Consider the following 26,053-nt stretch of genomic DNA (forward strand, 5'->3'; position numbering starts at 1 on the left):
AACCGGCTGGCAAGGCGCACCGTATTCCGGGCATTCCGCCGGCCCGCCAGGGGCATGGCGCATTGCGAAATCGCATTGCCGTCTTCGTCCCCGTCTGGATCAATCGAGTCGATATGCCAAGTGAATTACCGACGAACCGGGCGGCCTGGTGAAGCATCGCCATTCCATGCCTTTCGGCGCCGAACTGCTGGCCGACGGCGCGGTGCGATTCACGCTCTGGGCGCCCGGTGCCCGCGAGGTCGAACTGCTGTTGCACGGCAACGACTCGCTCATGCAAAGCCGGATGACGCCAAAGCCCGGCGGCTGGTTCGAACTCACCCAGGCTGACGCAGGAGCAGGCCTCCACTATGGCTTCCGCATCGACGGGACGATTGATGTCCCCGACCCCGCCTCGCGCTATCAGCCCGCCGGCGTGCATGGCCCGAGCGAAGTCATCGATCCGACGGCTTTCGCCTGGAAAACGCGGGACTGGCAGGGCCGACCCTGGGAGGAAGCCGTCCTCTACGAGCTGCACGTCGGGGCCTTCAGCCTGCGGGGCGACTTTCGCGGGGTGCAGGCGCGACTCGATCACCTCGCGGACCTGGGAATCACAGCCATCGAACTGATGCCGATCGCGGCTTTCCCGGGCACCAGGAACTGGGGATACGACGGTGTCGACCTCTTCGCGCCCGCCCATTGCTACGGGCGACCGGACGATCTCAAGCAGCTGATCGACGCCGCCCATGCGCGCTCGCTGATGGTATTCCTCGACGTGGTCTACAACCACTTCGGGCCGGACGGCAATTACCTGCCGCGTTATGCGCCGGCCTTTTTCACCGATCGACATCGCACGCCCTGGGGTACCGCGGTCAATTTCGACGGACCCGACAGCGCGCCCGTGCGCGAGTTCTATATTCACAATGCCCTTTACTGGCTCGAGGAATATCGCTTCGACGGGCTGCGTCTCGATGCGGTGCATGCGATCGCGGACGACTCACCGCGCCATATCCTCGATGAACTCGCCGAACGGGTCCGCGCCGGTCCCGGGCGGGACAGGCATGTCCATCTCGTACTGGAGAACGACGACAACGAGGCTCGCTACCTGAAGCATGGCGCGGCGACACCGCAGCCGACGACGGCGCCGACACCTGTGCCGGTCGGCGGTTACGACGCCCAGTGGAACGATGATTTTCATCACGCGCTCCACGTGCTGTTGACCGGCGAGGCCGACGGTTACTACGGCGACTACGCCGACCACCCGGTGCAGCGAGTCGGACGAAGCCTCGCGGAGGGGTTCATCTACCAGGGTGAGCCATCCCCGCACCGGCATGGCGCGTCGCGCGGCACGCCCAGCAGCCACTTGCCACCCACCGCCTTCGTCAATTTCCTGCAAAACCACGACCAGGTCGGCAACCGGGCCTTCGGCGACCGCCTTCACGGTCTCGCGGACCCCGGCGCATTGCGGGCCGCGACGGCGATCCTGTTGCTGTCTCCCTGCCCGCCGTTGCTGTTCATGGGGCAGGAGTTCTGCGCCGATTCGCCCTTCCTGTATTTCTGCAACTTCGACGGCAGCCTGGCCGAGGCCGTCACCGAAGGACGGCGCAAGGAATTCAGCCGATTCAAGCGCTTTGCGGAACCTTCTGCCAGGACGACGATTCCGGATCCCAACGATCCGGCCACCTTCGCGCGTTCGGTGCTGCAGTGGAGCACCGCTGATCACACCGACCACGCGGCCTACACGGCATTCGTGCAGCAGCTCCTCGCCCTGCGACACCGGCACATCGTGCCGCGACTTCCTGGCATGTCCGGCGGTACCGGCCACTACGCGACTCATGGCGAAACCGGTTTGACCGTTCGTTGGCGACTCGGAGACGGCAGCACGCTCACGCTGCTGGCCAATCTCGGCGCCGACCGCATCGCCGCGGAGGATTTGCCTGCACCGGGAAGCCTGCTGCATGCGGTACCCGAAACCGCCGAGCAGGCCCTGCCCGCCGGCGAAATGCCAGCGTGGAGCGTCGCCTTCTTCCTGGGCCAGAGCGACACCTGATGCCGTCCGCCGCATTGCAGGCGTTAGGCCGGCAGTTTGGTATCGCGCCCACCTACACCGACCAGTCGGGGACGACACACGTCGTCCCCGAGACGACGCTGCGTGAACTGCTTCGCGGCATGGGCATAGACGCGACGACAGACGAGAAGACCCGCACGGCGCTGGCCGATGCACAGGCCGACGAATGGCGTCGCCTGCTGCCTCCGGTGAGTCTCGTGCGCGCCCGGGCAGGCACCGTCGAGATCATGCTGCGCCTCCCCGCCAGGGCCAACGGAGAATGCTGGCGCTGGACGCTGCATGAGGAGTCGGGACGGCGGGAGCGCGCCGAATTCGTACCGGCGACAATGGCGCCCGGCGACACCTGCCAGGTCGATGATGAAACGTGGGAGGAACGCTGCCTGGTACTCCCCCGCGTCCCCCAGCCCGGTTACCACGAGCTGGAGGTCTCCACGGCCGGGCTCGAGGCCCGCATGCGGCTGATCGTGGCGCCCGCCGAGTGCTACCAGCCCGAGGCCGTGCGCGGGGAACGCCGGGCCTGGGGGATCTCGCTGCAGCTCTTCGCGTTGCGCTCCAGCCGCAACTGGGGCCTGGGGGACTTCACCGACCTGGCGCATGCGGTCGAACTGGCGGCACGGGAAGGCGCGGGAATCGTCGGCGTCAATCCCCTGCACGCGCTGTTTCCCGGACACGCGACCCGGTGCAGCCCGTACAGCCCATCCAACCGGCTGTTTTTGAATATCTTCTACATCGATGTCGAAGCGGTCCCGGATTGCAGCGAAGCGGGCATCGACGCCGAGATTGCCGATCCGGCATTCCAGGCCCGGCTGCGTGCATTGCGGGCCAGCGAACTGGTCGATTATGCGGCCGTGGGGCGCCTGAAACTGGACATGCTGGAGCGGCTTTACGGCCACTTCCGCAGCGTTCATCTCGCGAACGACACGGCACGCGCCCGGCGTTTCCATGAATTCCGCCGCCGGCACGACCCCTGCCTGCATCGCCACGCCCTGTTCGAAGCGCTCCAGGACCACATGGAGCGACAGCATCCGGACGCGCGCGACTGGCGCGACTGGCCCGCTGCATTCCGGCGTCCGGATGCCGAGGGGATCACGACATTCGAGCAGGCGCAGGAACCGCGCGTCACGTTTTACGAGTACCTGCAGTGGCAGGCGGCGCTGCAGCTCGACGCGGCCGGACGGCGCGCGCTGGAACTGGGCCTCGAGGTAGGCATCTACCAGGACCTCGCCGTGAGCATCGATCCCGGCGGCGCCGAAGCATGGGCCAACCAGGAACACTATGCGTTCGAAGCGCGAATCGGCGCACCGCCGGACGACTTCAACCTGCAGGGCCAGGACTGGGGTCTCGCGCCCTGGATCCCGCACCGCTTGCGCGCGGCGGGCTACGCCCCCTTCATCGAAACACTGCGACAGAACATGCAGGCGGCGGGGGCCTTGCGGATCGACCACGTCATGGGCCTGTGCCGCCTGTTCTGGTTGCCGCCGGACGGCGGACCCGAAGACGGCGCCTATGTCCATTTTCACATGGACGAAATGCTCGGCATCGTGGCGCTCGAGAGCCGTCGCAATCGCTGCATGGTCGTCGGCGAGGACCTGGGCACCGTCCCCGAGGCTATCGAGGAAGCGCTGCCGCCGGCCGGCATTTTCTCCTGCCGCGTGATGTATTTCGAGAAGCAGGAAGACGGCGCATTTCTCGACCCCGGGGCGTACCCTGCCCGGTCGCTGGTCAGCATCGGCACTCACGACCTGCCCACCTTGCGCGGCTTCTGGGAAGGCGCCGATCTCGAATGGCGCCGCCGGCTCGACCTCTTCCCCGATGCATCGAGCTACGAATCACAAGTCGTGGGGCGCGCGCAGGACCGGGCCCGCCTGCGCCTGGCCCTGGAACGCGAAGGGTTGCGACCCGGCGAGCATGACGGCGAAGCGGGGCCCGCCCCGGAACTGGATGCCGCGCTTTGCGAGGCGATCCACGTCTACCTGGCGAGAACCCCTGCGAAACTCATGCTGCTCCGGCCTGAAGACCTGCTGGGGGAAACGCTCCAGACGAACCTCCCCGGCGCCGGCGACCGGCATCCGAACTGGCGGCACCGGCTCACGCTGGACATCGAGGCCTGGCTGGAACAACCCGGATTCGCGGCGACGCTGGCTGCCGTTCGGGACACCCGCGGGTCCGCGGTGAGCCCGACACCCCTGCCGGTATCCACCGGTGCACTGCCGGCGCGCGCAGAGATTCCCCGCGCCACCTACCGCCTGCAACTCAACCGGGATTTCACGCTGGACGACGCCGCCGCACTCGTTCCCTACCTCGCAGCGCTCGGCATCAGCCACTGCTACACCTCGCCCCTGCTGAAGGCCCGCCCTGGCAGCCCACACGGCTACGACATCGTGGCCCACGACGTCATCAACGATGAGCTCGGCGGCGAACCTGCCTTCGCGCGATTTACCGAGGCATTGCACGCGCACGGCCTCGGGCTGCTCATGGATATCGTGCCCAACCACATGGGCGTCATGGGCCGGGACAACCCCTGGTGGCTCGATGTGCTCGAACACGGCCGGGCCTCGCGATATGCGAGGTTCTTCGACATCGACTGGAAGCCGATCAAGGACGAACTGCGTGGCAAGGTGCTGCTCCCTGTGCTGGGGGATCATTACGGCAACATCCTCGATCGTGGCGAACTGCAGATCGCGTTCGACCAGGATTCCGGCGCCTTGTCGGCTGAGTACTTCGAGCACCGCTTCCCCCTCGACCCCGCCGAGTATCCCCTCGTATTCGCCCATCGCCGCGACGACCTGGCCGCCCGCCTCGGCGCCGGCCACGCCAGTGTCGGCGAATTCGACAGCCTGCTCACGGCCTTCGCCAACCTGCCGCCGCGAGACGACGACAGCCCCGACGCCATCGAGGAGCGCAGTCGCGATACGCTCATCCACAAGCGCCGCCTGGCTGCCCTGCACGCCCAGGACGTGGACGTGGCGCGATACCTGCAGGACGTGCTCGCGGACTTCAACGGTACCGGCCAGCGGGGCGGGAATCCGGCGCTTCTGCACGGGCTGCTCGAGAAGCAGGGCTGGCGCCTGGCCTACTGGCGGGTAGCCGCCGATGAAATCAATTATCGCCGCTTCTTCGATATCAATGAATTAGCCGCACTTTCTATGGAGCGACGTGAGGTTTTCGATGCGACCCACCGGCGGGTATTCGAACTGCTTGCCGCCGGAAGCGTACAGGGCCTCCGGGTCGATCATCCCGACGGCCTGTACGATCCGGCGGGCTATTTCGATCGCCTGCAGGATACGGCAGCAGCGATCGCCAAACGCGACGTGAATGAATCCCGTGCCGGCCACGCCGCCCATCCTCGCTACGTGGTCGTCGAGAAGATCCTCGCCGCGGACGAGTCATTGCCCGAGCACTGGCCGGTCCATGGCACCACCGGCTACGAATTCGTCCGCAGCGCCGGTGGTCTGTTCGTCGATCCCGCCAGCGCGGAGGCCATGAACGAGGCCTACCACGGGTTCACGGGAGCGGAACCCTTTGCCGCCACGGTGCAGTCCGCTCGCAGGCAGATCATGGAGGAAGCGCTGGCGAGTGAGCTCGCCGTGCTGGCGACCGAGCTGGCCCGGATCGCCGAGATGGACACCCATACGCGTGATTTCACGCGCTCTGGCCTGCGCCAGGCCATCGAGAACACCGTGGCCTGTTTCCCGGTCTACCGGACCTACATCGACGTCGACGGTCCATCCGCCTCGGACGAGGCGCGAATCGAGGCGGCGATCGAGGGGGCACGGCGCTCTGCGAAGGTCGCGGATGACACGATCTACGGTTTTCTCCGTGACGTCCTGCTGACCCGGCAGGCCGCGGGACGCGAGGAAAACTATCGTGCCCGGATCCTGGCTTTCGCGATGAAGTTCCAGCAATTCACCAGTCCGGTCGCGGCCAAGGGCGTCGAGGACACCGCTTTCTATCGCTTCAACCGGCTGGTCTCGCTCAACGAGGTCGGCGGAGATCCGGCCGAGTTCGGCCACTCCCCCCGTGAGTTTCATCGGGACAACGAAGCCCGCTGGCGCCACTGGCCGCATTCGCTGCTGGCCGGCTCGACCCATGACGCCAAACGCTCGCTGGATGCCGGCATGCGAATCCACGCGTTGTCCGAGCATCCCGGCGACTGGACCGACCTCGTGGAACGATGGATGCGCGCGAATGCCCGCTACCGCCAGCTCCTCGACGCCGGACCCGCGCCTGTCGCGAACGACGAGTACCTCCTTTACCAGGCACTGATCGGCGCCTGGCCGAACGGCCCGCTGGATGAAACCGCGAAGAATGACTTTGTCCGGCGCATTCAGGCCTACATGGTCAAGGCGTTGCGGGAAGCCAAACAGCGCACCTCGTGGACCCGCCCCGATACCGACTATGAAGTCGCCATGGAGTGCTTCATCGCCAGCATTCTCGAGCCGGGCAACGAGTTCCTGGAGACTTTCCTGCCGTTCCAGCAGATCATTGCGCAGGCGGGGCGACTCAACAGCCTGGCGTACCTGCTGCTGGAACTCACCAGCCCGGGGGTCCCGGATCTCTACCAGGGCGACGAACTCTGGCAGTTCCTCCTCGTGGATCCCGATAATCGCCGGCCGGTCGATTTCGCCCGCAGGCGTGCGGCCCTGGATGCGCTGCGGTCGCGCCAGGGCGGCGGACCGCTGTCAGCGGGGGATCTGGAAGCGCTGCTGAAGGACGACCACGAGGGTCGCAGCAAGCTGTACCTGGTCTGGCGGCTGCTAACGTTGCGCCGCCGCCACCCGGCGCTGTTCCGGGAGGGTGATTACATCGCACTCGAGACCAGCGGGGCGCAGGCCGGGCGGCTTTGCGCGTTCTGCCGACGCCGGGATGATGTCGTCGCTGTGAGTATCGTGCCGCGCCTGGCTGCACACCTGCCCACCGGCACGTCAGGTTTTCCGCTGGGTCGTGACGCCTGGGAAGATACCCGTGTGCATCTGCCGGGCTGGCTGTCCGGAGAAAAGCTGCATGACGTCCTTGGCGGCGCCACGTTCGCCCTCGACGGATCCGACTTCCCGGCGGGACAGGCCCTCGAGCGCTTTCCGGTCGCCCTCTGGACGACGAGCAAACTGGCCGACTGACGCCGGTCGCTGAAGAATTCTCAGTTCGATTCGACCAGTCTCAATCGCGGCGTCACTTCGCCGCGCAAGGATTCCCGCGTCACCAGCACGGGCGCCCCCTCCATGGCCGACCCGCCGCCGCGCCATTCGATGATCGTGCCGTCCGGCACGTGACAGTTCTCGTCGACCACGGCCTGGTGCAGGCGGCAATCCGCCCCGACCACCGCGCCGGGAAGAAGCACCGTGTCCTCCACGATCGATCCCGAACCGATCGTCACATCGCGCGACACGATCGAGCGATTGACGTGTGCACCGGAGATCCGTGCCCCGCACGCCAGCAGGGAATTCAGCACCATGGCCTCGCAGCCGCTTGCATCGCTCTCGAGCACCGCCGGCGGCGCGTGGCCGCGGTCGGTGATGAGAGGCCATTCCGGCCGGCACAGCTCGTGTCGAACTGCCGGGTCCAGCAGTGCCATGTTCGCCTCGAAATAGGCCTTCACCGTGCCCACGTCGCGCCAGAACCGTGGCGCCCCGTCCTTGTCGACGAAGGGATGGGCAAACACCCGGTGCCGTTTGATCATCCAGGGCACCACGTCGCCGCCGAAATCGTCAAGGGACCCGCCCCTTGCATTGAGCCCCGCCACCAGCGCTTCGACACGGAACAGGTAGATACCCATCGACACATGCGCCCGGTCCGGGCGATCCGGTGTGGATTCGAGATGCCGGGGCTTTTCGGCAAAAGCAATCACACGCCCGGCAGCGTCGGTCTGCAGCACCCCGCAGCGGCTTGCCTCCGGCAGCCCGACCTCGGTACAGGCGACCGTCACGTCGGCATGTCTCGCCACGTGTCCGGCAAGCAGATCGCGATAATCCATGTTGTAGACGTGATCGCCGCCCAGCACGAGAACGTGCGATGCGCCACTGCGCTGGATCGCCGGGAGATTCTGGCGGACCGCATCAGCCGTGCCGCGGTACCAGCCGTTCGCTTCGCCTTGCTGCGCAGGCCAGGCTTCAACGAATGCCCCCGGATGAAGCGCCCGCAAGGCCCATACGCGTTGCAGGTGCGCGATGAGCTCGTGGGCCTCGTACTGGGTAAGGACGCCGACGCGGCGAATCCCGGAATTGAAACAATTGGACAGGGTGTAATCGATGATGCGGTACTCGCCGCCGAAGGACACCACGGGCTTGGCCCGCGTCCGGGTCAAGGCCTGCAGCCGTGAACCCCGGCCCCCGGCCATCACCACACCGATCACCTGGTCGGCGTTCACCCGCCTCTCACGCCAACCCTGCTGCATATCGATGTCCAGATTATGTCACTTACTGAACGCTAGCCCCCACCAACGCGGCAGGCATTGACGATCGTCAATCCGCATGACCCGAACGGCGCCTGGCCGGCCCACAGCACCTCTTCGACCGATTGAACAATCGCAATGCAGGCGATCGAAGAGCGTGCGAGCTTGGCAGGGACTCCCATGGCCGGCGAGCGCCGGTTCGGCATGATCCCGAGGGCTCACCGCACGCGATGACAACCGCTTCCGGCCGCATTCTCGTCGGCACCTCCGGCTGGTCGTACGATCACTGGACGGGGCCTTTTTATCCCGAGGACCTGCAGGACGAGCAACAACTCGCGTTCTGCGCGGAGCGATTTCCCAGCGTGGAAATCAACAACTCCTTCTACCAGCTGCCCTCAGCGGAGAAACTCGAGACCTGGCGCGAAGCCGTGCCCCAGGATTTCGTATTCGCGGTCAAGGCGAGCCGTTACATCACCCACATGAAGAAGCTCAAGGACGCCGACGAGGGCGTGTCTCGTTTCATGGCTCGTCTCGACCCGCTGCAAGGGAAACTCGGGCCGTTACTTTTCCAGTTACCGCCCAACTGGCATTGCGACCATGAGCGGCTGGAGACCTTCATGCAGGCGTTGGACGGCAAACAGCGCCATGTGATCGAGTTTCGCGATCGGAGCTGGATCAACGAAAAGACCTGCGAACTCCTGGCCGGACACGGGGTCGCCTTCTGCATCTATGAACTCGACGGCTTCGAGACGCCGCGCACCGTGACGACCGACTTCGTTTACATCCGTCTGCACGGACCGGATGCGCCCTACGAGGGATGCTATGACGACCAGTCGCTGGCCGGCTGGGCGGGCGCCCTCTCCGCATGGGCACGCCAGGGACTTGACGCCTACTGTTACTTCGATAACGACCAGGACGCCTATGCTGCGCTCAACGCGGCCCGGTTGCAGCAGATGTTGAGCGACTGACCGAGGAGCATGCCGCTATGCCCGAATTGCCCGATGTCGAAACCTGGCGCCGTTACCTCGACGCCACCGCGCTGCACCAGGAAGTCGATCTTGTCCGTGTACCCGCCCCCCGGGTGCTGGCCGGCACGACACCCCAGGGACTCGGCCACGCGCTCAAGGGCCGCCGCATCGACGAGACATGCCGTCACGGCAAATACCTGTTTGCCCGACTCGACACCGACGGCCACCTGGTGCTGCATTTCGGCATGACCGGGCAGCTGCGGTATTCCCGCGACGGGGAGAGCGATTGCCAGGCGACCGCCTGTATTCATTTCTCGAACGGCGCCCAGCTGGATTACATCGCCCCCAGGAAACTCGGCCGCATCGCTCTCAGCGGCTCCGTGAACGGTTTCGTCGCCGCCCACCAACTGGGGCCCGATGCGCTCTCGATCGACGCGGAGCAATTCGCCGACCTCGTCCAGGGGCGCCACGGCGCGGTCAAATCCTGGCTGATGAACCAGCACATCATGGCGGGCATCGGCAACGTGTATTCAGACGAGATCCTGTTCCAGGCCCGCATTCATCCGCGGCACCAGGTCAAGGCGCTCGACAGCGACGGGTTGAGCGCCCTGCACGAGGCGCTGCACGAGGTCCTGGAAGCGGCGATCGAGGCGGGAGCGGACCCGGAGCGCATGCCCGAAAGTTTCCTGCTGCCCCATCGCCTTGACGGTGGTCGCTGCCCTTGTTGCGATGCCCCGCTGGACACGACCCGCGTCGGCGGGCGCACCGCCTGGTACTGCCCCAGGTGTCAGACGCTCAACTGAGTCCAGCCACCAGCAGTTCCGCCAGGACCATTCCGTCGGGTCCGGCCAATCGAAGTCCGTGACAGCCTGCGCAGGGACCGCCGCCCTTAAGCAGCCGCCCCTCGTCGTCATAGCCGATCGCCTGGAAAGTCCAGCGGCCGCGGAGGTTCTTCAGCACACCGAGATGATGATCGCCGCCGTCGAACACCGCGTGCAGGTCCTGGCGTAACTGCAACAGCCTGAGCCCGGACAGATCGGGTCGGCCGCGCATGGCCCGGAATCTGAATGCTCGCAACGACCTGTCGTCCGAAGAAAAAAGCGTGTTGAGCGGTGCGAAACTGCGGCGGTGATGCTCGGTCGGTCCCTTGCGCAACAGGCCGAGGTAATGCGTATCTGTGCCGTAGCCGACATTGGTTTGCCAGCCGTAATCCGGATAATCCTCGGCCAGCGTGTGCATCAAGCGGTCGCGCACCACCTTGGCGACCACGGATGCGGCGGCGATGGACAGCGAGCGCCGGTCCCCCTTGATGACCGTCCTGACCCGACATCGCAGCGCCGGTGTGCCGCGACCATCCACCAGCGCCAGGTCCGGCACCTCGCCCAGCGCCTCCACGGCCCGTTGCATGGCGAGCATGTCGGCATGGAAGATATTCAGCTGATCGATCTCCGCCACCGTCGCCATGCCGACGGCGACCCCGCCGACACGCTGGATCGCGGTGAACAGGCGTTCCCGCTCCGCGGCCGAGAGCAGTTTCGAGTCGTTCAGCCCACGGAGCTGGCGCGGCCGGGCCCCGCTCGGCAGCAGCACCGCGGCGGCGACCACCGGGCCGGCCAGCGGCGCACAACCGGCCTCGTCCACCCCGCAGACCCGGCCTTCGATCTCCCGCTCGAGCTTGAGATTCGGGAACTTCGGCAAGGGTAGCGTCGCGGACATGGTGGCGAAAGATTAACCGATTGATGAACTGCAATGCACGCATCCGGCACGCTGCACACACTGGCGCTCAAGCTTTCACAGAGATGGACATGAGCACCGTAGCAATCAACGGACTCGGGCGCATCGGGCGGGCCACGCTGAAAATCCTGATGAAAACGCCGGGTCTCGAACTTGTGGCCGTGAACGACCTCGCGGATCTTCCCAACCTGGCCTACCTGTTGCGCTACGACACGGTTTACGGGCGTTACGAAGAGAGCGTGTCGCTGGACGACGGACGGCTGGTGGTCGGCGACCGGACGATCGAGGTTCTCGCGGAGAAATCGCCCGCGGACCTGCCATGGAAGCGGCTCGGCATCGACGTGGTCTTCGAGTGCACCGGCGCTTTCCGTCACCGCGACGAGCTGCAGGGCCATATCGATGCCGGCGCGCGCCACGTGATTCTCTCGGCGCCGGCCAAGGACGACGATCTGCTTTCGCTGGTCCACGGCGTCACCCCGATACCCGACCCGCTGCCCGCGATCATGAGCACGGCCAGCTGCACCACCAATTGCATCGCCCCCGTCGCTGAAGTCATGGAGCGAAGGATCGGGGTACACAAGGCGCTGATGACCACGGTGCATGCCTACACCTCCAGCCAGGGCATCGTGGACGGGCCCAGCGGGCGGTGGGAGCGCGGGCGCGCCGGAGCCGCGAATCTCGTGCCCACGTCCACCGGCGCGGCCAAGGCCACGGCTCGCGTGTTGCCTCACTATGACGAAGTCTTCGACGGCATGGCCATCCGCGCACCGATCCCGGTCGGATCCATCGCCGACATGTGTTTCGTGACTCGAAGAAGCACCAGCGCCGACGAGATCAACGGCATCTTTCGCGAAGAGGCAGGCGAGGAGCGCTACCAGGACGTGCTCGGCTGTGCGGAAGACCCGATGGTCTCCAGCGACATCATCGCGGATCCGCGCGCCTCGGTGGTGGACCTCAGCCAGACGCGCGTCGTCGCTGGCGACCTGGTGAAGATCCTGAGCTGGTACGACAACGAATGGGGTTACGCCAGCCAGATGGTCCGCCAGGCCCGGGCCATCCTCGCCGGCCGGTCCTGATGGCTCGATCCGACCTTCGGACACTGGCCTCCTTCGACCCGGGCGGCCACCGGGTCCTGGTGCGCGCCGATTTCAACGTGCCGTTATCCGACGGCGAAATACGTGACGATCGGCGGATCATGGCCACGCTTCCCACTCTGCGCCGCCTGCTCGACGACGGCGCGGCGCTGGTCCTGGCGTCGCATCTCGGTCGGCCGGACGGGCGGCCCGACCCTGCCCTGTCCCTGCGCCCGGTGGGCCAGCGGCTGCAGGAGGCTCTCGACGGCCGCGTCACACTCGCGCCCGACAGCGTCGGCCACACCACCGAACACGCCGCCGCGGCGCTCGCGCCCGGCGAGATCCTCCTGCTGGAGAACACGCGCTTTCATCCGGAGGAAGAACGCAACGACAAGGGCTATGCGGCGGCGCTCGCGGAACTGGCCGATTATTTCGTCAACGACGCGTTCGGCACGCTGCACAGGGCGCATGCCAGCACGGTCGGAGTCGCCGCCCACCTGCCGTCGGCGGCCGGCCTGCTGGTGGAGAAAGAACTGGCGGCACTCGATCGCGCGGCCCTACAGCCCGCACGCCCCTACGTGGTTTTGATCGGCGGCGCCAAGATCGACAGCAAGCTGCCCGCCATGCGCAAACTGCTGGCCGGTGCCGACCGGATCCTGGTCGGCGGCGGAGTGGCGAACACCCTGCTCGCGGCATCCGGCCATGCGCTCGCAGATTCCCTGGTGGAGGACGACTGCATCGACGCGGCCGAAAAGCTGATCGAGACTGCCGGCGAGCGACTCGTACTGCCGGTGGATATCGTCATCGCAGACGGGGCTGGCGAAGATGCCACCTCGAAGGTCGTGCCGGTCGGCGATCTCGAGAACGGCTGGCGAATCGTCGATATCGGCCCACAGACCGTGGCCCTGTTCGAGAACGAGATCGCGGCCGCGGCGACCATCGCCTGGAGCGGCCCGCTCGGCCGCTTCGAGATCGCCCGATTCTCGAAAGGCACCTTCGCAATCGCCCGCGCCCTCGCCGATGCCGGGGGATACACCATCGTCGGTGGCGGGGAGACCGCCTCAGCGGTGCGGGCCGCGGAGGCCGAGGCGGGGATCGACCACATTTCCACCGGCGGCGGCGCTTCGCTGGCCTACCTGTGCGGGGACCCGCTGCCCGGGCTGGAAGTCCTGCGCAAGCCGTAACACGCCCGCCCCGTGGCGCAGCGCGTCTGCCCCGGGGAGCCGAGGCGGGGCGTTGACGGACTGCAATGATGAGCGCCGCCCTCGGAACTAGGCTTTACACAGGCCCTACGGAGACCACTTTTCTTGGACACGATCATCACGCTGACCATGAATCCCACCATCGACCTCGGCCTGGAGGTCGAGCAGCTGGCGCCGGATCGCAAGCTGCGCAGCAGCACGGTACGGCGTGAGCCGGGTGGCGGCGGAATCAACGTGGCCCGGGGCATCCGCAAGCTGGGTGGCGAGGCCTGTGCGTTGTTCGTCGGGGACAAGGCGATCGGCGGGCAGATCGAAGACCTCCTCAGCGCGGAAGGTGTGCCCTGCCGACGGCTGCCGGTCGCGGCCGCGACGCGAGAAGCCTTCTCCGTGCAGGTGAAGGACTCCGGCGATCTTTTCCATTTCGTTCTGCCGGGGCCTGAACTGGGCGAGGAAGAGATAGCGCAAGTGGTGGATGCCGTGGTGTCGGCCGACCGGGCGCCAAGATACCTGGTCGCAAGCGGCAGCCTGCCGCCCGGCGTCGAAGACGATTTCTACGGCCGGCTGGCGAGCAAGCTGCACGATCGGGGGACGCGCCTCGTGCTGGACAGCCATGGCGCGCCGCTGCGGGCCGCGCTGGAATCGGGGGTGTATCTCATCAAGCCGAACCTGCACGAGTTCGGCGAACTCACCGGCGAGACACCGCAGGACGAAACACAGGCGCGAGCGCAGTCCCGGGACATTCTGAACCGTTACCGGCTCGAAGTGCTGGTGCTCACGCTGGGCTCGAAAGGCGCCCTGTTGACCACGGCAAAGGAACAACTCCGCATGTACCCGCCGGAGACGCAAAGCGTGAGCCCGGTCGGGGCCGGAGACAGTTTTCTCGCCGCCTGCGTTTTCGAACTGGCCCGCGACGCCCCGTTGGCGGATGCACTCAGAAGCGGCGTCGCGGCGGCCGCGGCGGCGGTACAGACACCGGGAACCGAACTGTTCGAGGTCGACGAGTACCGCCGGATCAGAGCACAGACCGGGGAACGGCCCGCCCTGGCCAATCATCAGTAACTCCCGAGAGGCAAGCCATGAAACACGAATTACCCGATCTGCCCTATTCGAAAAATGCACTCGAGCCGCACATCTCCGCGGAAACGCTCGAGTATCACTGGGGCAAACACCACCGCAAGTACGTCGACACGTTGAACGAGTTGATTTCCGGCACGGAGTTCGCCGACGCCGGACTCGAAGACATCGTCGGCAACGCGGGCGCCGGGCCGATCTTCAACAATGCCGCACAAGCCTGGAACCACGCCTTCTACTGGAACTGCCTGAGCCCGGAAGGCGGCGGCCGACCCCAAGGCGCTGTGGCGAAGGCGATCGACAGCAGCTTCGGATCCTTCGACAAGTTCCGCGATGAGTTCTCCGACGCTGCGAAATCGGTATTCGGGTCAGGCTGGGCCTGGTTGATCAACACGGGCAACGACGTGATCTCGATCCAGACGATGCCGAACGCGGAGACCCCCTTGATGCACGGTCGCATCGCGCTGCTGACCTGCGACATGTGGGAACACGCGTATTACCTGGATTACCGGAATGACAAGGGCGGCTACCTCGACGCGTTCTGGAAGCTGGTCAACTGGGACTTCGTCAACGAGCGCCTTGAAGCCTGAGTCGACGCGCGATGTCCGCAAACACGGCCAGTTTCAATCCGGCTTCCCACGACGCTGTCGTGCTCGATCTCGACGGTGTGCTCACGAAGACACAAAAAGTGCATGCGGAGGCATGGAAGAAGGCCTTCGACGAGTTCCTGCGCGCCTATGCAGATGGCGACGACGACCGGTTCCGGCCTTTCGAGATCGACCCCGAATACTACGATTTCGTCGATGGCAAACCGCGTTTCGACGGCGCCGCCAGTTTTCTTGGCTCACGCGGGATCGAGCGGCTCCGAGGCACGCCAGACGACGAGCCCGGGCGCGGTACGATCTGGGGGCTCGCCAACAGGAAAAACGAGATCTTTCTCGATCTGCTGGAACACGACGGCGTCACGACCTACCCCTCTACGATGCGTTTTCTGGCTGCCTTGCGCTGTGAAGGTCTGCGGACCGCGATCGTCTCCTCGAGCAGGAACTGCATGGCCGTGCTGGCCGCGGCCAACGCGCTCGATCTGTTCGATGCAAAGGTCGACGGACGTGACGCCCAGCGGCGAAAGCTACAGGGCAAGCCGGCTCCGGACATCTTCATCGCGGCCGCGCAGGATCTCGGGGTGGCACCCGAGCGTTGCGTGGCTGTGGAAGACGCCAGTTCCGGCGTGGAGGCCGCACGCAAGGCCGGCTTTCGCTGCGTGATCGGCCTCAATCGGGGCGGAGCAGACCAGGCGCAGGCCCTGAGAGACCATGGCGCCCACATCGTGGTGGCTGACCTGGATGAACTGGCCATCGAGGGCGACGGCCTGTTGTTCAGTGAACTGCCCCTCGACCCGTCTCAACGGAAAAGCTTTCTCGATTGCCTCGGGGATCGCAGCGTCGCACTGTTTCTCGATTACGACGGGACGCTGACGCCCATCGTGGACCGCCCGGAAGACGCGGTACTCTCGGCCGAAACACGCCATGTGCTGCGAAAAGCTGCCGATCGCCATACGACGGCGATCATCAGCGGACGCGACCTCCCTGAACTGAAGTCGCTCGTCGATCTCGAAGGGCTGGTCTATGCCGGGAGTCATGGATTCGATATCGAGTTGCCCGATGGCCGCCGGAAGAGCCCGCCGGCGGCTCAGCAAGCCCTTCCGGCGCTGGAGTCTGCCGGCGACCTGATCGAGGGCCGCATCGGCGAAACCGACGGGGTCATCGTCGAGCGCAAGAAGTATGCCGTTACGGTTCACTACCGGCTCGTCGCAACTAAAGACCATGCCAGCATCGAAACCGCCGTGGACGAGGCACTGCGTTCCACCGAGGGACTGCGCAAGCGCAAGGGCAAGAAGATCTTCGAGCTGCTCCCCGACATCGACTGGGACAAGGGCGAGGCCCTCCTCCTGTTGCTCGATATCCTCGGATTGCGTGACGGGCGGCACGTGATGCCCGTCTATATTGGCGACGACGTGACGGACGAAGACGCTTTTGCGGTGCTCGGGGATGACGGGATCGGCATCGCGGTGGGCCGCCGTGCTGCGGACAGCAATGCCCGGTGGACGCTGCCGGATCCGTCGGCCGTCGCGCAGCTGCTCGCCTGGTTCTGTCGCCGGGAGGTCCAGAGACATTGAGCAGCTGGGAACTCGTCTACACGGAATATCACCCTGATCGGGAACGACTGCGTGAAGCCCTTTGCACTACCGGCAACGGGTACTTCGCCACCCGCGGCGCAGCACCCGAGGCCCGCAGTGATGATCACCACTACCCGGGCACCTACATGGCCGGTTGCTTCAACCGCCTGGCGACCGAAATCGCCGGCCGGACCGTCGTGAACGAGTCGATGGTCAACCTGCCCAACTGGCTGCCGCTGGAACTGCAGCTCGGCGAGGATGCGTGGCTCGACCTGTCGCAACTCGAAATCCTGGATTATCGCCAGGCGCTCGATATGCATCGTGGCCTGTTGCGCCGGGAAGTCGTCCTGCGCGACGCGGCCGGGCGCGAAACACGGATCGAGCAGTGGCGGTGCGTGCACATGCGAAAGCTGCACCTGGCCATGCTCCATACCCGGGTCGTCCTGCAGAACTGGTCGGGCCCCGTGCGCTTGCGCAGCGCCCTCGACGGCCGGGTCGCCAACACGGGCGTGTCACGCTACAGCGACCTGAACAGCCGGCATCTCCGTCATCTCGATCGCCGCGTGGTGGACCCGGAGTGCGTCACGCTGGAGGTCGAGACGAACGATTCGGAGATCCGCATAGTGCAGGCGGCGCGCACGCGCCTGTATCGCGGGGAGGCCCAGGTCGAATGTGCGCCGCTCATCGAGGAGCAAGAAGACTACATCTCGCAGACCTGGAACCTGGAACTGGAACGCAACGAGCCGCTGCAGGTCGAGAAGATCGTCGCGCTCTACACATCCCGCGACGATGCGATCTATCGGCCCGGGACCGAGGCGGAAAAGGCCGTCCGTGACGCGCCTCGTGCCTCGGTCCTGTCTGCGGATCACGTCCAGACCTGGGAGCAACTCTGGCGACGGTTCTCCTTCGAACTCGAACACGCGCCCCACGGAGAGGACGGGGGACGGATGGACGATGAGCGCACCTTGCGCATCCTGCGGCTGCATGTATTCCATCTCCTGCAGACCTGCTCTCCGGCGGCCATGGACCTCGACATGAGCGTCCCGGCTCGCGGCCTGCATGGGGAAGCCTATCGGGGCCATGTTTTCTGGGACGAACTGTTCATTTTTCCCCTGCTGAACCTGCGCATGCCTGCCATCACGCGGGCCCTGCTGCAGTATCGCTACCGACGCCTCGACGAAGCGCGCCGGGCGGCGCGCGAAGCGGGCTATCGCGGCGCGATGTATCCGTGGCAGAGCGGCAGCAACGGCCGGGAGGAAAGCCAGAAACTGCATCTCAACCCCGAGTCGGGCCGCTGGATCCCGGATAACAGCCGGCGCCAGCGCCATGTCAATTCCGCCATCGCCTTCAACATCTGGCAATACTACGAAGTGACTGAAGACAAGGAGTTCATGGCCTTCATCGGGGCGGAAATGATCCTTGAGATCGCACGGTTCTGGAGCAGCATCGCCGCATACGACGGGGCCCGTGCACGCTACGTCATCAAGGGCGTCATGGGGCCGGACGAGTACCACGATGCCTACGCCGACAGCCAGTCCGGCGGGCTGGACAACAATGCCTACACCAACGTGATGGCGGTGTGGGTGCTGCACCGCGCACTGCAGTTGCAAACCCTGCTGGGGACCCAGCGCTGGGACGAACTGTGTGAACTGCTTTCCCTCGATGCCGAGGAGCTGTCGCGATGGCGCGACATCAGCAAGAAGATGTTCGTCCCTTTCCACGACGACGGCATCATCAGCCAGTTCGAGGGCTACGCCGAACTGGAGGAGTTCGACTGGGCCGGTTACCGGCGTCGCTACGATGACATCCAGCGGCTGGACCGGATTCTCGAGGCCGAGGACGATACGCCGAACCGCTACAAGGTCTCTAAGCAGGCCGATGTGCTGATGCTTTTTTATCTGCTGTCGGCAGAAGAACTGCAGGAACTCTTCGCCGACCTCGGCTACCGCTTCGATCCCGATACCATCCCGAAAAACATCGATTATTACCTGCAGCGGACCTCTCACGGCTCGACACTCAGCCGCGTGGTCCATTCCTGGGTGTTGTCCCGATCGGCTCGCGAAGGCGCATGGGAACTGTTCTGCGACGCGCTGCGCAGCGACATCGACGACATCCAGGGCGGCACGACATCCGAAGGCATTCATGCCGGCGCGATGGCCGGCACCGTGGACCTCGTGCAACGGTGTTTCACGGGTATCGAGACCCGCGACGACATCTTGTGGCTGAACCCGTGCCTGCCGGAGCCGCTGCACCGTCTCGGGCTGCAGGTTCACTACCGCGGGCAGGTGCTGGACCTGGAAATGACCTCGCGGCGACTGCGTATCAAGTCGCAGGAATGCGTGGCCCTGCCGATCCGGATCGGCTTCCGCGGCGAGACGATCCAGTTCTCGCCCGGCGATTGCCGCGAACTCGAACTGGAATCACCTTGTGGACGACGGAGGAACGCATGAAAGTCGAAAGAGCTGACTTGCTGGTCATAGGAACCGGCCAGGGCGGCGTGCCGCTGGCTGCCGATTTCGCGGCGGATGGCAAGCGCGTCGTGGTTTTCGAACGCGAAGAGCTGGGAGGCAGCTGCGTCAACTGGGGCTGCACGCCGTCGAAGGCCTTCCTGGGTGCCGCGCATGCTGCGGGCCGCGCCCGGCTCAGCGCCTCGCTCGGCGTCGATTGCACGGTCGAAGTCCACTTCGACAAGGTCATGGAGCGTGTCCGTGAGGTGCGTGACCGCTGGAATACCGGAGTGGAGGACAAACTGTCGGATGCCGGGGTGGAGGTCGTACGGGGCGAAGCCGCCTTTCGCAAGGACGGCACCGTGGAGGCGAACGGACAAGCCTACGGCGCGCCCGTCACGGTCATCGATACGGGCAGCAGGCCAACCGTGCCGCCGATCGACGGCCTCGCAGACGGTCCTTACCTGACGGACCACGACATCTGGGACCTCGATACCCTGCCGCAGCGCCTCGCCGTCATCGGCGGCGGCTACGTGGGTCTGGAGCTCGGGCAGGCGTTCGCGCGCCTGGGCAGCAAGGTCACCCTGTTCGAGCAAGCGGAGCGAATCCTCGCGTCGGAGTCGCCGGACGTAGCCGACGTATTGCGTGAGGCTCTCGAGCGCGATGGTGTCGAGATTCTCGAGAATACCGCCCTCGAGAGCGCCCGTCATGATGGTGATACGTGGCGCCTGGAGTCAGGGAGCCGGACCCATGAAGCCGACGCGGTGCTCGTCGCGGCGGGACGCACACCGAACACGGAAGCGTTGAATGTCGCCGGCACGGGCATCGAACTCGATGACGCCGGCTTCGTGAAAGTCGATCCGCATTTCAAGGCGACCAGAGGCGTCTATGCCATCGGCGAAGCCGCGAGACAGCCGGCTTTCACGCATGTCGCCTGGGAGGATTACCGGCGGCTCAAGACGATCCTCGGGGAAGGGGTCAGGCGGCGCGACGACCGCATCCTCGGCTACGCGGTCTTCACGGACCCGCAGGTCGGGCGGGCCGGGCTCAGCCAGCAACAGGCCGAAGCTCGAGGCTACCCGGTCGGGGTGGCGGAAATGGCAGTGGCCGACATGGCGCGGGCGGTGGAATGGGGTCACTCGCTGGGGTTCTACCGCCTGGTGTTCAACACCGAGAGCGGCCGGCTGCTGGGCGCCGAACTCGTCGGCCAGGAAGCGGCGGAGATCGTCCACGTGCTGCTCGATCTGATCGAACAAGGCGGGACCGCCGAACAACTCGCCAGCTGGCAACACATCCATCCCACCTACGCGGAGAACCTGCCGACACTGGCGCGCCAGGTCGAGCCGTCCTCAAGGGCCTGAGATCGTGCCTCGGATCCGGCTCAGTCGGCGGCGATCCGCCGCAGTGCCGCGAGGTCGCAGCGCAGCTGGCCATGGCCTGGGCCGGCGTCGGCTTCGAGGGTACCCATGCGTTTCAGGGACGCAACCACCCGGCTGACGCTCTCCGGGGTCACACCCAGGATGTCGCCCATGTCCTGGCAGGTCAGCAGCTCGACGTCTTCCGTCGTTGCGGCGCCGCGCAAGCGGGCCAGGAACAGGATCAGCCGGGCCACGCGACTGCGAATGCACCCGGTGGAGAACTCCGTGATCCAGAAGTCGGCCTGCTGCACCTGTCCGAAAAGGCTCTCGAGCAGTTCGATGTAGCTCCCGGGCCGCTCACGGCGGAGCCGCTGCAATGAGCCCGCCTGCCACGAGACGGCGACCACGTCGCCCAGCGCGATCGCGCTGTGCGGATTGACGGCCGGGGCGGCATCATTGGCCGGCGAGCCGAGCACCGCTCCAGGCCCGTGCAGGCCGACGATCCGGGCTCGACCATTGGGGAGATGCCTGACCAGCTTCACGAGTCCCTCGCGTATCGCAAACAGGCTAGCGGCCTCGGCGCCCTCGCGAAACAGCATGCCGTCCACGGCAAAACGCCGGATCGAGCCGAATTCGTCGGTGGCGGCCTGCCGGCCCGGTGCCAGACCGGTGGGACGGCCGCGCTGGTGAAATGCCTCGAGCTCGCGAAATGCTGCGGAACTGACGGCCATGTCTTCATCCCCTTCCCGTTCTATCGACGCCTTGTATCGAGTATGGGTCGCCAACCAGCGGCCCGCCTATCCCCGGATCCCGGTAACGTGCTGTCCTGATCCGGTGATCGAGAGCGCTGCGATGCCGGATTGAGAAAATTCAATGCCCGTCGCGCCGCAACCGCCATGATGGGTCCACATGACGAAACATGAACTCGTGCTGGCGCTGGGCGCCGTGGACAACCGCGATACGGATCGCGTCGGTGGCAAGAACGCCTCACTGGGCGAAATGCTGCAAAAACTCGGCGACGCAGGTATCCGCGTTCCCGCAGGCTTCGCCACCACCGCAGCCGCCTACCGGGCTTTCCTGGATCACAACGATCTCAAGCAACGAATAGACGAGAAATTGAAAAGTCTCAAGGCGGGAGACGTTTCGCTCGACCATGCCGGTCGCTCGATTCGCCAGATGATCAGTCGCGGCGAGTTCCCGGAGTCGGTGGCCGAAGCGATCGGTCGTGCCTACGACGAGCTGGCCGCTGAACACGACGAGAACAGTCCCGCGGTCGCCGTGCGCAGCAGTGCAACCGCCGAGGATCTTCCGGAAGCGAGCTTCGCGGGCCAGCAGGACACGTTCCTCAACATCCAGGGCAAGAAAGCCTTGCTCAAGGCCTGCCGTCGTTGTTTCGCCTCCCTGTTCAATGACCGTGCCATCGCCTATCGCGAGAAACACGGTTTCGATCACATGGATCTTGCCTTGTCGGTCGGCGTGCAACTGATGGTGCGCGCCGACACCGGCGGCGCGGGCGTCATGTTCTCGATCGATACGGAAACGGGATGCCCCGACATCGTTCTCATCGATGCTGCCTGGGGACTGGGAGAAAGCGTCGTCGGCGGACTCGTCGATCCGGACGAGTACATGGTTTTCAAGCCCTTGCTCGACAAGGACGACTGCGTGCCGATCATCCAGAAGACGCTCGGCCGCAAGCAGCGCAAGATCGTCTACAACAAGAGTGGCCGCAAGCCCACGCGCAACACGACAACCTCCGAAAAGGAACGGCAAACCTTCGTCCTCGACGACGAAGAAGTCTGCCGCCTCGCGCGCTGGGCGGTGATCATCGAGCAGCACTACGGCTGCCCGATGGATATCGAGTGGGCGAAGGACGGCAAGACGGGCGAGCTGCTGATCGTCCAGGCGCGTCCGGAGACGGTCAAATCGCAACAGAAGGCCGCCCTCCTCAAGACCTACACGGTGCATGACAAGGGCGGGACGGTGGTCAGCGGCCTGAGCATCGGCGACGGGGCGGCGGCCGGCAAGGCGCGAGTGCTGAAGGACAAGGTCCCGCGGGACGAGTTTCCGGAAGGTGGCGTGTTAGTCACGGATATGACCGATCCGGACTGGGTCCCGATCATGCGTCGCGCGAGCGCCATCGTGACCGATCGTGGCGGCCGTACCTCGCATGCGGCGATCGTAAGTCGCGAACTCGGCGTGCCTGCCATCGTCGGCACGGGAGACGCGACGCGCGAAATCAACGACGGCGACGAGATCACCGTGTCATGCGCCGAGGGGGACCAGGGTTTCGTCTACGCAGGCCAGGCCCGGATCGAGTCGCAAGACATCGATCTCGACGAGATACCTGAAACGCGCACCAGGGTGATGCTGATCCTGGCGAACCCGTCGGCCGCCCTGCGCTGGTGGCCCCTGCCTGCCGACGGCATCGGCCTCGCTCGCATGGAATTCATCATCAACAACGCCATCAAGATCCATCCCCTGGCGCTGGCCTGCTGGGACGATGTGGAGGATGCCAGGGAACGCAAGCGTATCGAGAAACTCACCGCAGGGTGGGCGGACAAGACTGAGTTTTTTATCGATCACCTGGCACGGGGTATCAGCCGCATTGCCGCGAGCCAGTATCCGCATCCCGCCATCGTGCGTATGAGCGACTTCAAGACGAACGAGTATGCCCAGCTGATCGGCGGCAGGCTGTTCGAAACCGACGAACCCAACCCGATGATCGGCTGGCGGGGTGCGAGCCGCTATTACAGCGACGACTTCGCACCTGCGTTCGCCCTGGAATGCCGGGCCATCGCGCGCGCCAGGGAGACCATCGGGCTGAGCAACATCCGCCTCATGATCCCGTTCTGCCGGACACCGGAGGAAGGCGAGCGAGTGCTGGAGATCATGGCGGAACACGGCCTCGAACAGGGTCGGGACGGCCTCGAGATCCTGGTCATGTGCGAGGTGCCGTCCAACGTCGTCCTCGCGGACCGTTTCGCGGAACACTTCGACGGGTTTTCCATCGGCAGCAACGACCTCACGCAGCTCGTCCTCGGGATCGACCGTGACTCGGATCGCCTGTCCGGGCTTTTCGATGAGCGTAACGAGGCGGTCCGGCGCATGATCCGCGACGTGATTCGGGTCGCCCACGCACACGACCGCCCCGTGGGGCTGTGCGGCCAGGCTCCGAGCGATCACCCCGAGTTCGCACGATTCCTGGTGGCGGCCGGAATCGACTCCATCTCCGTCAATCCGGACAGCTTTTTTTCGGTCAAGAAGGCGATTCAAGAGGCCGAACGCGACGACGACTGAGCTCCCCGTTCGACCCATAGTCCATTTTCGACCCGCCACGCCACGCCACGGCACGCCACGGCGCATGATCCGTCCGGCCCGGCCTCGCGGCGCTGCGGAAATTCCGTAGGGTGCTGGCGAGGGTCGTCGCGCTAAAGTGCGGATACAAGGCCCCGTGACGCGACCCGGACATACCAGGAACAGCCCAGCATCGCGAACGATTGTCCCGTGCAACACCATTCGTCAATAGCAGCCGATCCTGCGGCTCTCTCCGCCGACCCGGAGGCCGTCTCCGCCGATCCCGCTCGCGTGTTCCGTCGCATGGTGATGGCCGGCACGGCCTGGACGCTGCTGATGCTGGTCGCGCTGGGCTGGGCGTGGTACGACCAGCGCCAGCGGACCATGGAACTGGCGGAGCACGAAGCCCGGACCCATTTCAAGAAGGACCAGGCCTTCCGTCTCTGGGCCACCCGCCACGGGGGCGTATTCGTGCCGGTCGATGAACGCACGCAACCGAATCCATATCTTGCGCATCTCCCGGACCGGGACACGGTCACGGACGCGGGTCTCGAGATGACGCTGATGAATCCCGCTTACATGGTTCGCCAGATGATGGAGGAGTTCGACGAACTCTATGGCGTGCGAGGCGGTATCACCAGCCTCGATCCGTTGAATCCGCATAACGCCCCGGATGCATGGGAACGCCGCGCGCTGTTGCAGTTCGAACAGGGCGTCGAGGAAGTCGCCGAGCTCGATCACTCGGAAAACGAGCAGCGGCTGCGCCTGATGCAACCGATGGTGACCACGGATGGCTGCCTGAAGTGCCACGCCCACCAGGGTTACCAGGTGGGCGACATACGCGGCGGCGTCGGCGTGTCGGTGTCCCTTGCGCCCTATCTCGCGGTCCAGGAACAGACGATGCGGCAATGGAGCTTGAGCCTTGGCGGACTCTGGACGGTCGGGCTCTTCGGAGTCGGTTTCCTGGCCCGCAAAGACCTGAAGCATGCGAGCGACGAACGCGCCTTCACCCACCAGTTGATGGACCGCGAGCATTCGCTTCGGGAGGCGCAGCAGATTGCTCGTCTCGGTAACTGGCAGATCGACCTGTGCGCCGACCGGGTGACGTGCTCAGGCGAGCTCAGCCGGGTTCTCGGGGTCGAAGCGGCTGAGACCGAAGACGGCTATGCCGGATTCCTGGAGTTGTTTCCCGTCGCATGCAGGACGCAGCTCGAGCGCGGGTTCGACAGACTGATGGCCGGCAGCGCATCCATGGATCTCCAACTGGAGCTGGCGTCGGACCAGGACCAGCCGCGATGGATCCAGCTGCACGGCGAGGCCGTAAACGACGGCACAGGCCGACCGACGCTGTTGCGCGGCACCGCCCAGGACATCACCAGGCTGAAAAAAATCGAACACGAGTTGCTACGGGAAAGGGTGCTGCTCGAAGAGCGCGTCGCGAGTCGCACTCGTGAACTGGTCGAGGCAAAGGAAGCGGCCGAAGCAGCCAACCAGGCCAAGAGCCTGTTCCTGGCGAATATGAGCCACGAGATCCGGACTCCTTTGAATGCAATCCTCGGCATGGCCTACCTGGTGCGTCACAGCCACGATCGCACCCGGCATGACGAGTACTTCGACAACCTGGATAACGCAGCCAATCACCTGCTGGGCATCATCGACGGTGTCCTGGACCTGTCCCGCATCGAGGCCGGCAAGTACCAGCTGGATGAAACCGTGTTCCATCTCGACGAGTTGATGCGCAACGTCGAGGCCATGGTCCGAGACAAGGCGACAGCCAGGGGGATCGAACTCGCGGTGGCGCCATTGCCACAACTCGGCGAGTTGCTAGGCGATCCGACGCGTATCCAGCAGGCTCTGCTGAACTATATCGTCAATGCCGTCAAGTTCACCGATGCGGGCCGGATCACGGTCGCGGTACACCGGGTCGAGGAACATGTTGAGGACGTGATGCTTCGCTTCGAGGTTACCGACACGGGGATCGGCGTGGACCCGGAGCGCCTGCCGCACCTGTTTGATGCATTCGAGCAGGCGGACAATTCGATGACCAGGAAATATGGCGGCACGGGGCTCGGTCTGGCCATCACCCGCAAGCTGGCCACCCTGATGGGCGGAACGGCCGGGGCCACGAGCGAACCGGGCGTCGGGAGCTGCTTCTGGTTCACGCTGCGGCTGGCGAAAGTGGCGCAGTCCCGACGCCTGCAGGCATGAGCGTCTAAGCTGAGCAGGAAACCGGGCGAATCAACCCGGCCCTGGAGTCGCACCTGCCGCGCGGCAAGCCGCTCGCCGGCAACGCCTGAG

General features: G+C 65.4%; 16 protein-coding genes. 13 read left to right on the forward strand and 3 right to left on the reverse strand.

The genetic code is table 11. The features are described from left to right. Positions 1–166 precede the first annotated feature (166 nt). Together treZ and treY are read left to right on the forward strand one after the other, a co-directional pair. Complete coding sequence (treZ, locus tag G6032_RS02980) at positions 167–2,026, forward strand: malto-oligosyltrehalose trehalohydrolase (RefSeq protein WP_165280653.1); 1,860 nt, start codon at positions 167–169, stop codon at positions 2,024–2,026. Then, entirely contained in the window at positions 2,026–7,161 is a 5,136-nt protein-coding gene (gene treY / locus G6032_RS15590; RefSeq protein WP_240901934.1) for a malto-oligosyltrehalose synthase, read from the forward strand. The genes treZ and treY overlap by 1 nt, the downstream gene beginning before the upstream one ends. A gap of 20 nt (positions 7,162–7,181) precedes the next feature. On the opposite strand, the gene G6032_RS02990 is transcribed toward treY, so the two are convergent. Further along, complete coding sequence (locus G6032_RS02990) at positions 7,182–8,408, reverse strand: sugar phosphate nucleotidyltransferase (RefSeq protein WP_165280654.1); 1,227 nt, start codon at positions 8,406–8,408, stop codon at positions 7,182–7,184. A gap of 254 nt (positions 8,409–8,662) precedes the next feature. Between G6032_RS02990 and G6032_RS02995 the strand changes: the two genes are divergently transcribed. After that, positions 8,663–9,400: a DUF72 domain-containing protein gene (locus G6032_RS02995; RefSeq protein WP_165280655.1), complete on the forward strand. Its 738-nt coding sequence runs from the start codon at positions 8,663–8,665 to the stop codon at positions 9,398–9,400. Between the two features lie 17 nt (positions 9,401–9,417). Further along, entirely contained in the window at positions 9,418–10,203 is a 786-nt protein-coding gene (locus G6032_RS03000; RefSeq protein ID WP_165280656.1) for an Fpg/Nei family DNA glycosylase, read from the forward strand. On the opposite strand, the gene G6032_RS03005 is transcribed toward G6032_RS03000, so the two are convergent. Beyond that, positions 10,196–11,116, reverse strand: a complete 921-nt coding sequence (locus tag G6032_RS03005; protein ID WP_165280657.1) for a ribonuclease HII — start codon at positions 11,114–11,116, stop codon at positions 10,196–10,198. The two genes, G6032_RS03000 and G6032_RS03005, sit on opposite strands and share 8 nt — an antisense overlap. Positions 11,117–11,205: 89 nt before the next feature. On the opposite strand from G6032_RS03005, the gene G6032_RS03010 reads away from it, so the two are divergent. From G6032_RS03010 to G6032_RS03040, 7 genes are all read left to right on the forward strand, one after another. Further along, complete coding sequence (locus tag G6032_RS03010) at positions 11,206–12,210, forward strand: glyceraldehyde 3-phosphate dehydrogenase NAD-binding domain-containing protein (RefSeq protein ID WP_165280658.1); 1,005 nt, start codon at positions 11,206–11,208, stop codon at positions 12,208–12,210. Next, entirely contained in the window at positions 12,210–13,391 is a 1,182-nt protein-coding gene (locus G6032_RS03015; RefSeq protein ID WP_165280659.1) for a phosphoglycerate kinase, read from the forward strand. Before G6032_RS03010 ends, G6032_RS03015 begins: the two co-directional genes overlap by 1 nt. Positions 13,392–13,514: 123 nt before the next feature. Further along, complete coding sequence (locus G6032_RS03020; RefSeq protein ID WP_165280660.1) at positions 13,515–14,468, forward strand: 1-phosphofructokinase family hexose kinase; 954 nt, start codon at positions 13,515–13,517, stop codon at positions 14,466–14,468. A gap of 17 nt (positions 14,469–14,485) precedes the next feature. Continuing rightward, a complete protein-coding gene (locus tag G6032_RS03025; protein ID WP_165280661.1) occupies positions 14,486–15,070 on the forward strand; it encodes a superoxide dismutase in 585 nt (194 codons plus the stop codon). Positions 15,071–15,081: 11 nt separating this feature from the next. Beyond that, positions 15,082–16,656: a trehalose-phosphatase gene (otsB, locus tag G6032_RS15595; RefSeq protein ID WP_165280662.1), complete on the forward strand. Its 1,575-nt coding sequence runs from the start codon at positions 15,082–15,084 to the stop codon at positions 16,654–16,656. Further along, complete coding sequence (locus tag G6032_RS15600; RefSeq protein WP_165280663.1) at positions 16,653–19,106, forward strand: glycoside hydrolase family 65 protein; 2,454 nt, start codon at positions 16,653–16,655, stop codon at positions 19,104–19,106. The genes otsB and G6032_RS15600 overlap by 4 nt, the downstream gene beginning before the upstream one ends. After that, entirely contained in the window at positions 19,103–20,464 is a 1,362-nt protein-coding gene (locus tag G6032_RS03040) for an FAD-dependent oxidoreductase (protein ID WP_165280664.1), read from the forward strand. The genes G6032_RS15600 and G6032_RS03040 overlap by 4 nt, the downstream gene beginning before the upstream one ends. A gap of 20 nt (positions 20,465–20,484) precedes the next feature. Here the strand turns inward: G6032_RS03040 and G6032_RS03045 are convergent, their stop codons facing one another. Further along, a complete protein-coding gene (locus tag G6032_RS03045) occupies positions 20,485–21,192 on the reverse strand; it encodes a Crp/Fnr family transcriptional regulator (protein WP_165280665.1) in 708 nt (235 codons plus the stop codon). A 178-nt stretch (positions 21,193–21,370) separates the two neighbouring features. Here G6032_RS03045 and ppsA point away from each other — a divergent pair, with 178 nt between their 5' ends. Together ppsA and G6032_RS03055 are read left to right on the forward strand one after the other, a co-directional pair. After that, entirely contained in the window at positions 21,371–23,758 is a 2,388-nt protein-coding gene (gene ppsA, locus G6032_RS03050) for a phosphoenolpyruvate synthase (protein ID WP_165280666.1), read from the forward strand. A gap of 207 nt (positions 23,759–23,965) precedes the next feature. Next, positions 23,966–25,963, forward strand: a complete 1,998-nt coding sequence (locus tag G6032_RS03055; RefSeq protein ID WP_165280667.1) for an ATP-binding protein — start codon at positions 23,966–23,968, stop codon at positions 25,961–25,963. Positions 25,964–26,053 lie beyond the last annotated feature (90 nt).

The organism is Wenzhouxiangella sp. XN24 (assembly GCF_011064545.1).
In the GTDB taxonomy this organism is placed as follows: domain Bacteria; phylum Pseudomonadota; class Gammaproteobacteria; order Steroidobacterales; family XN24; genus XN24.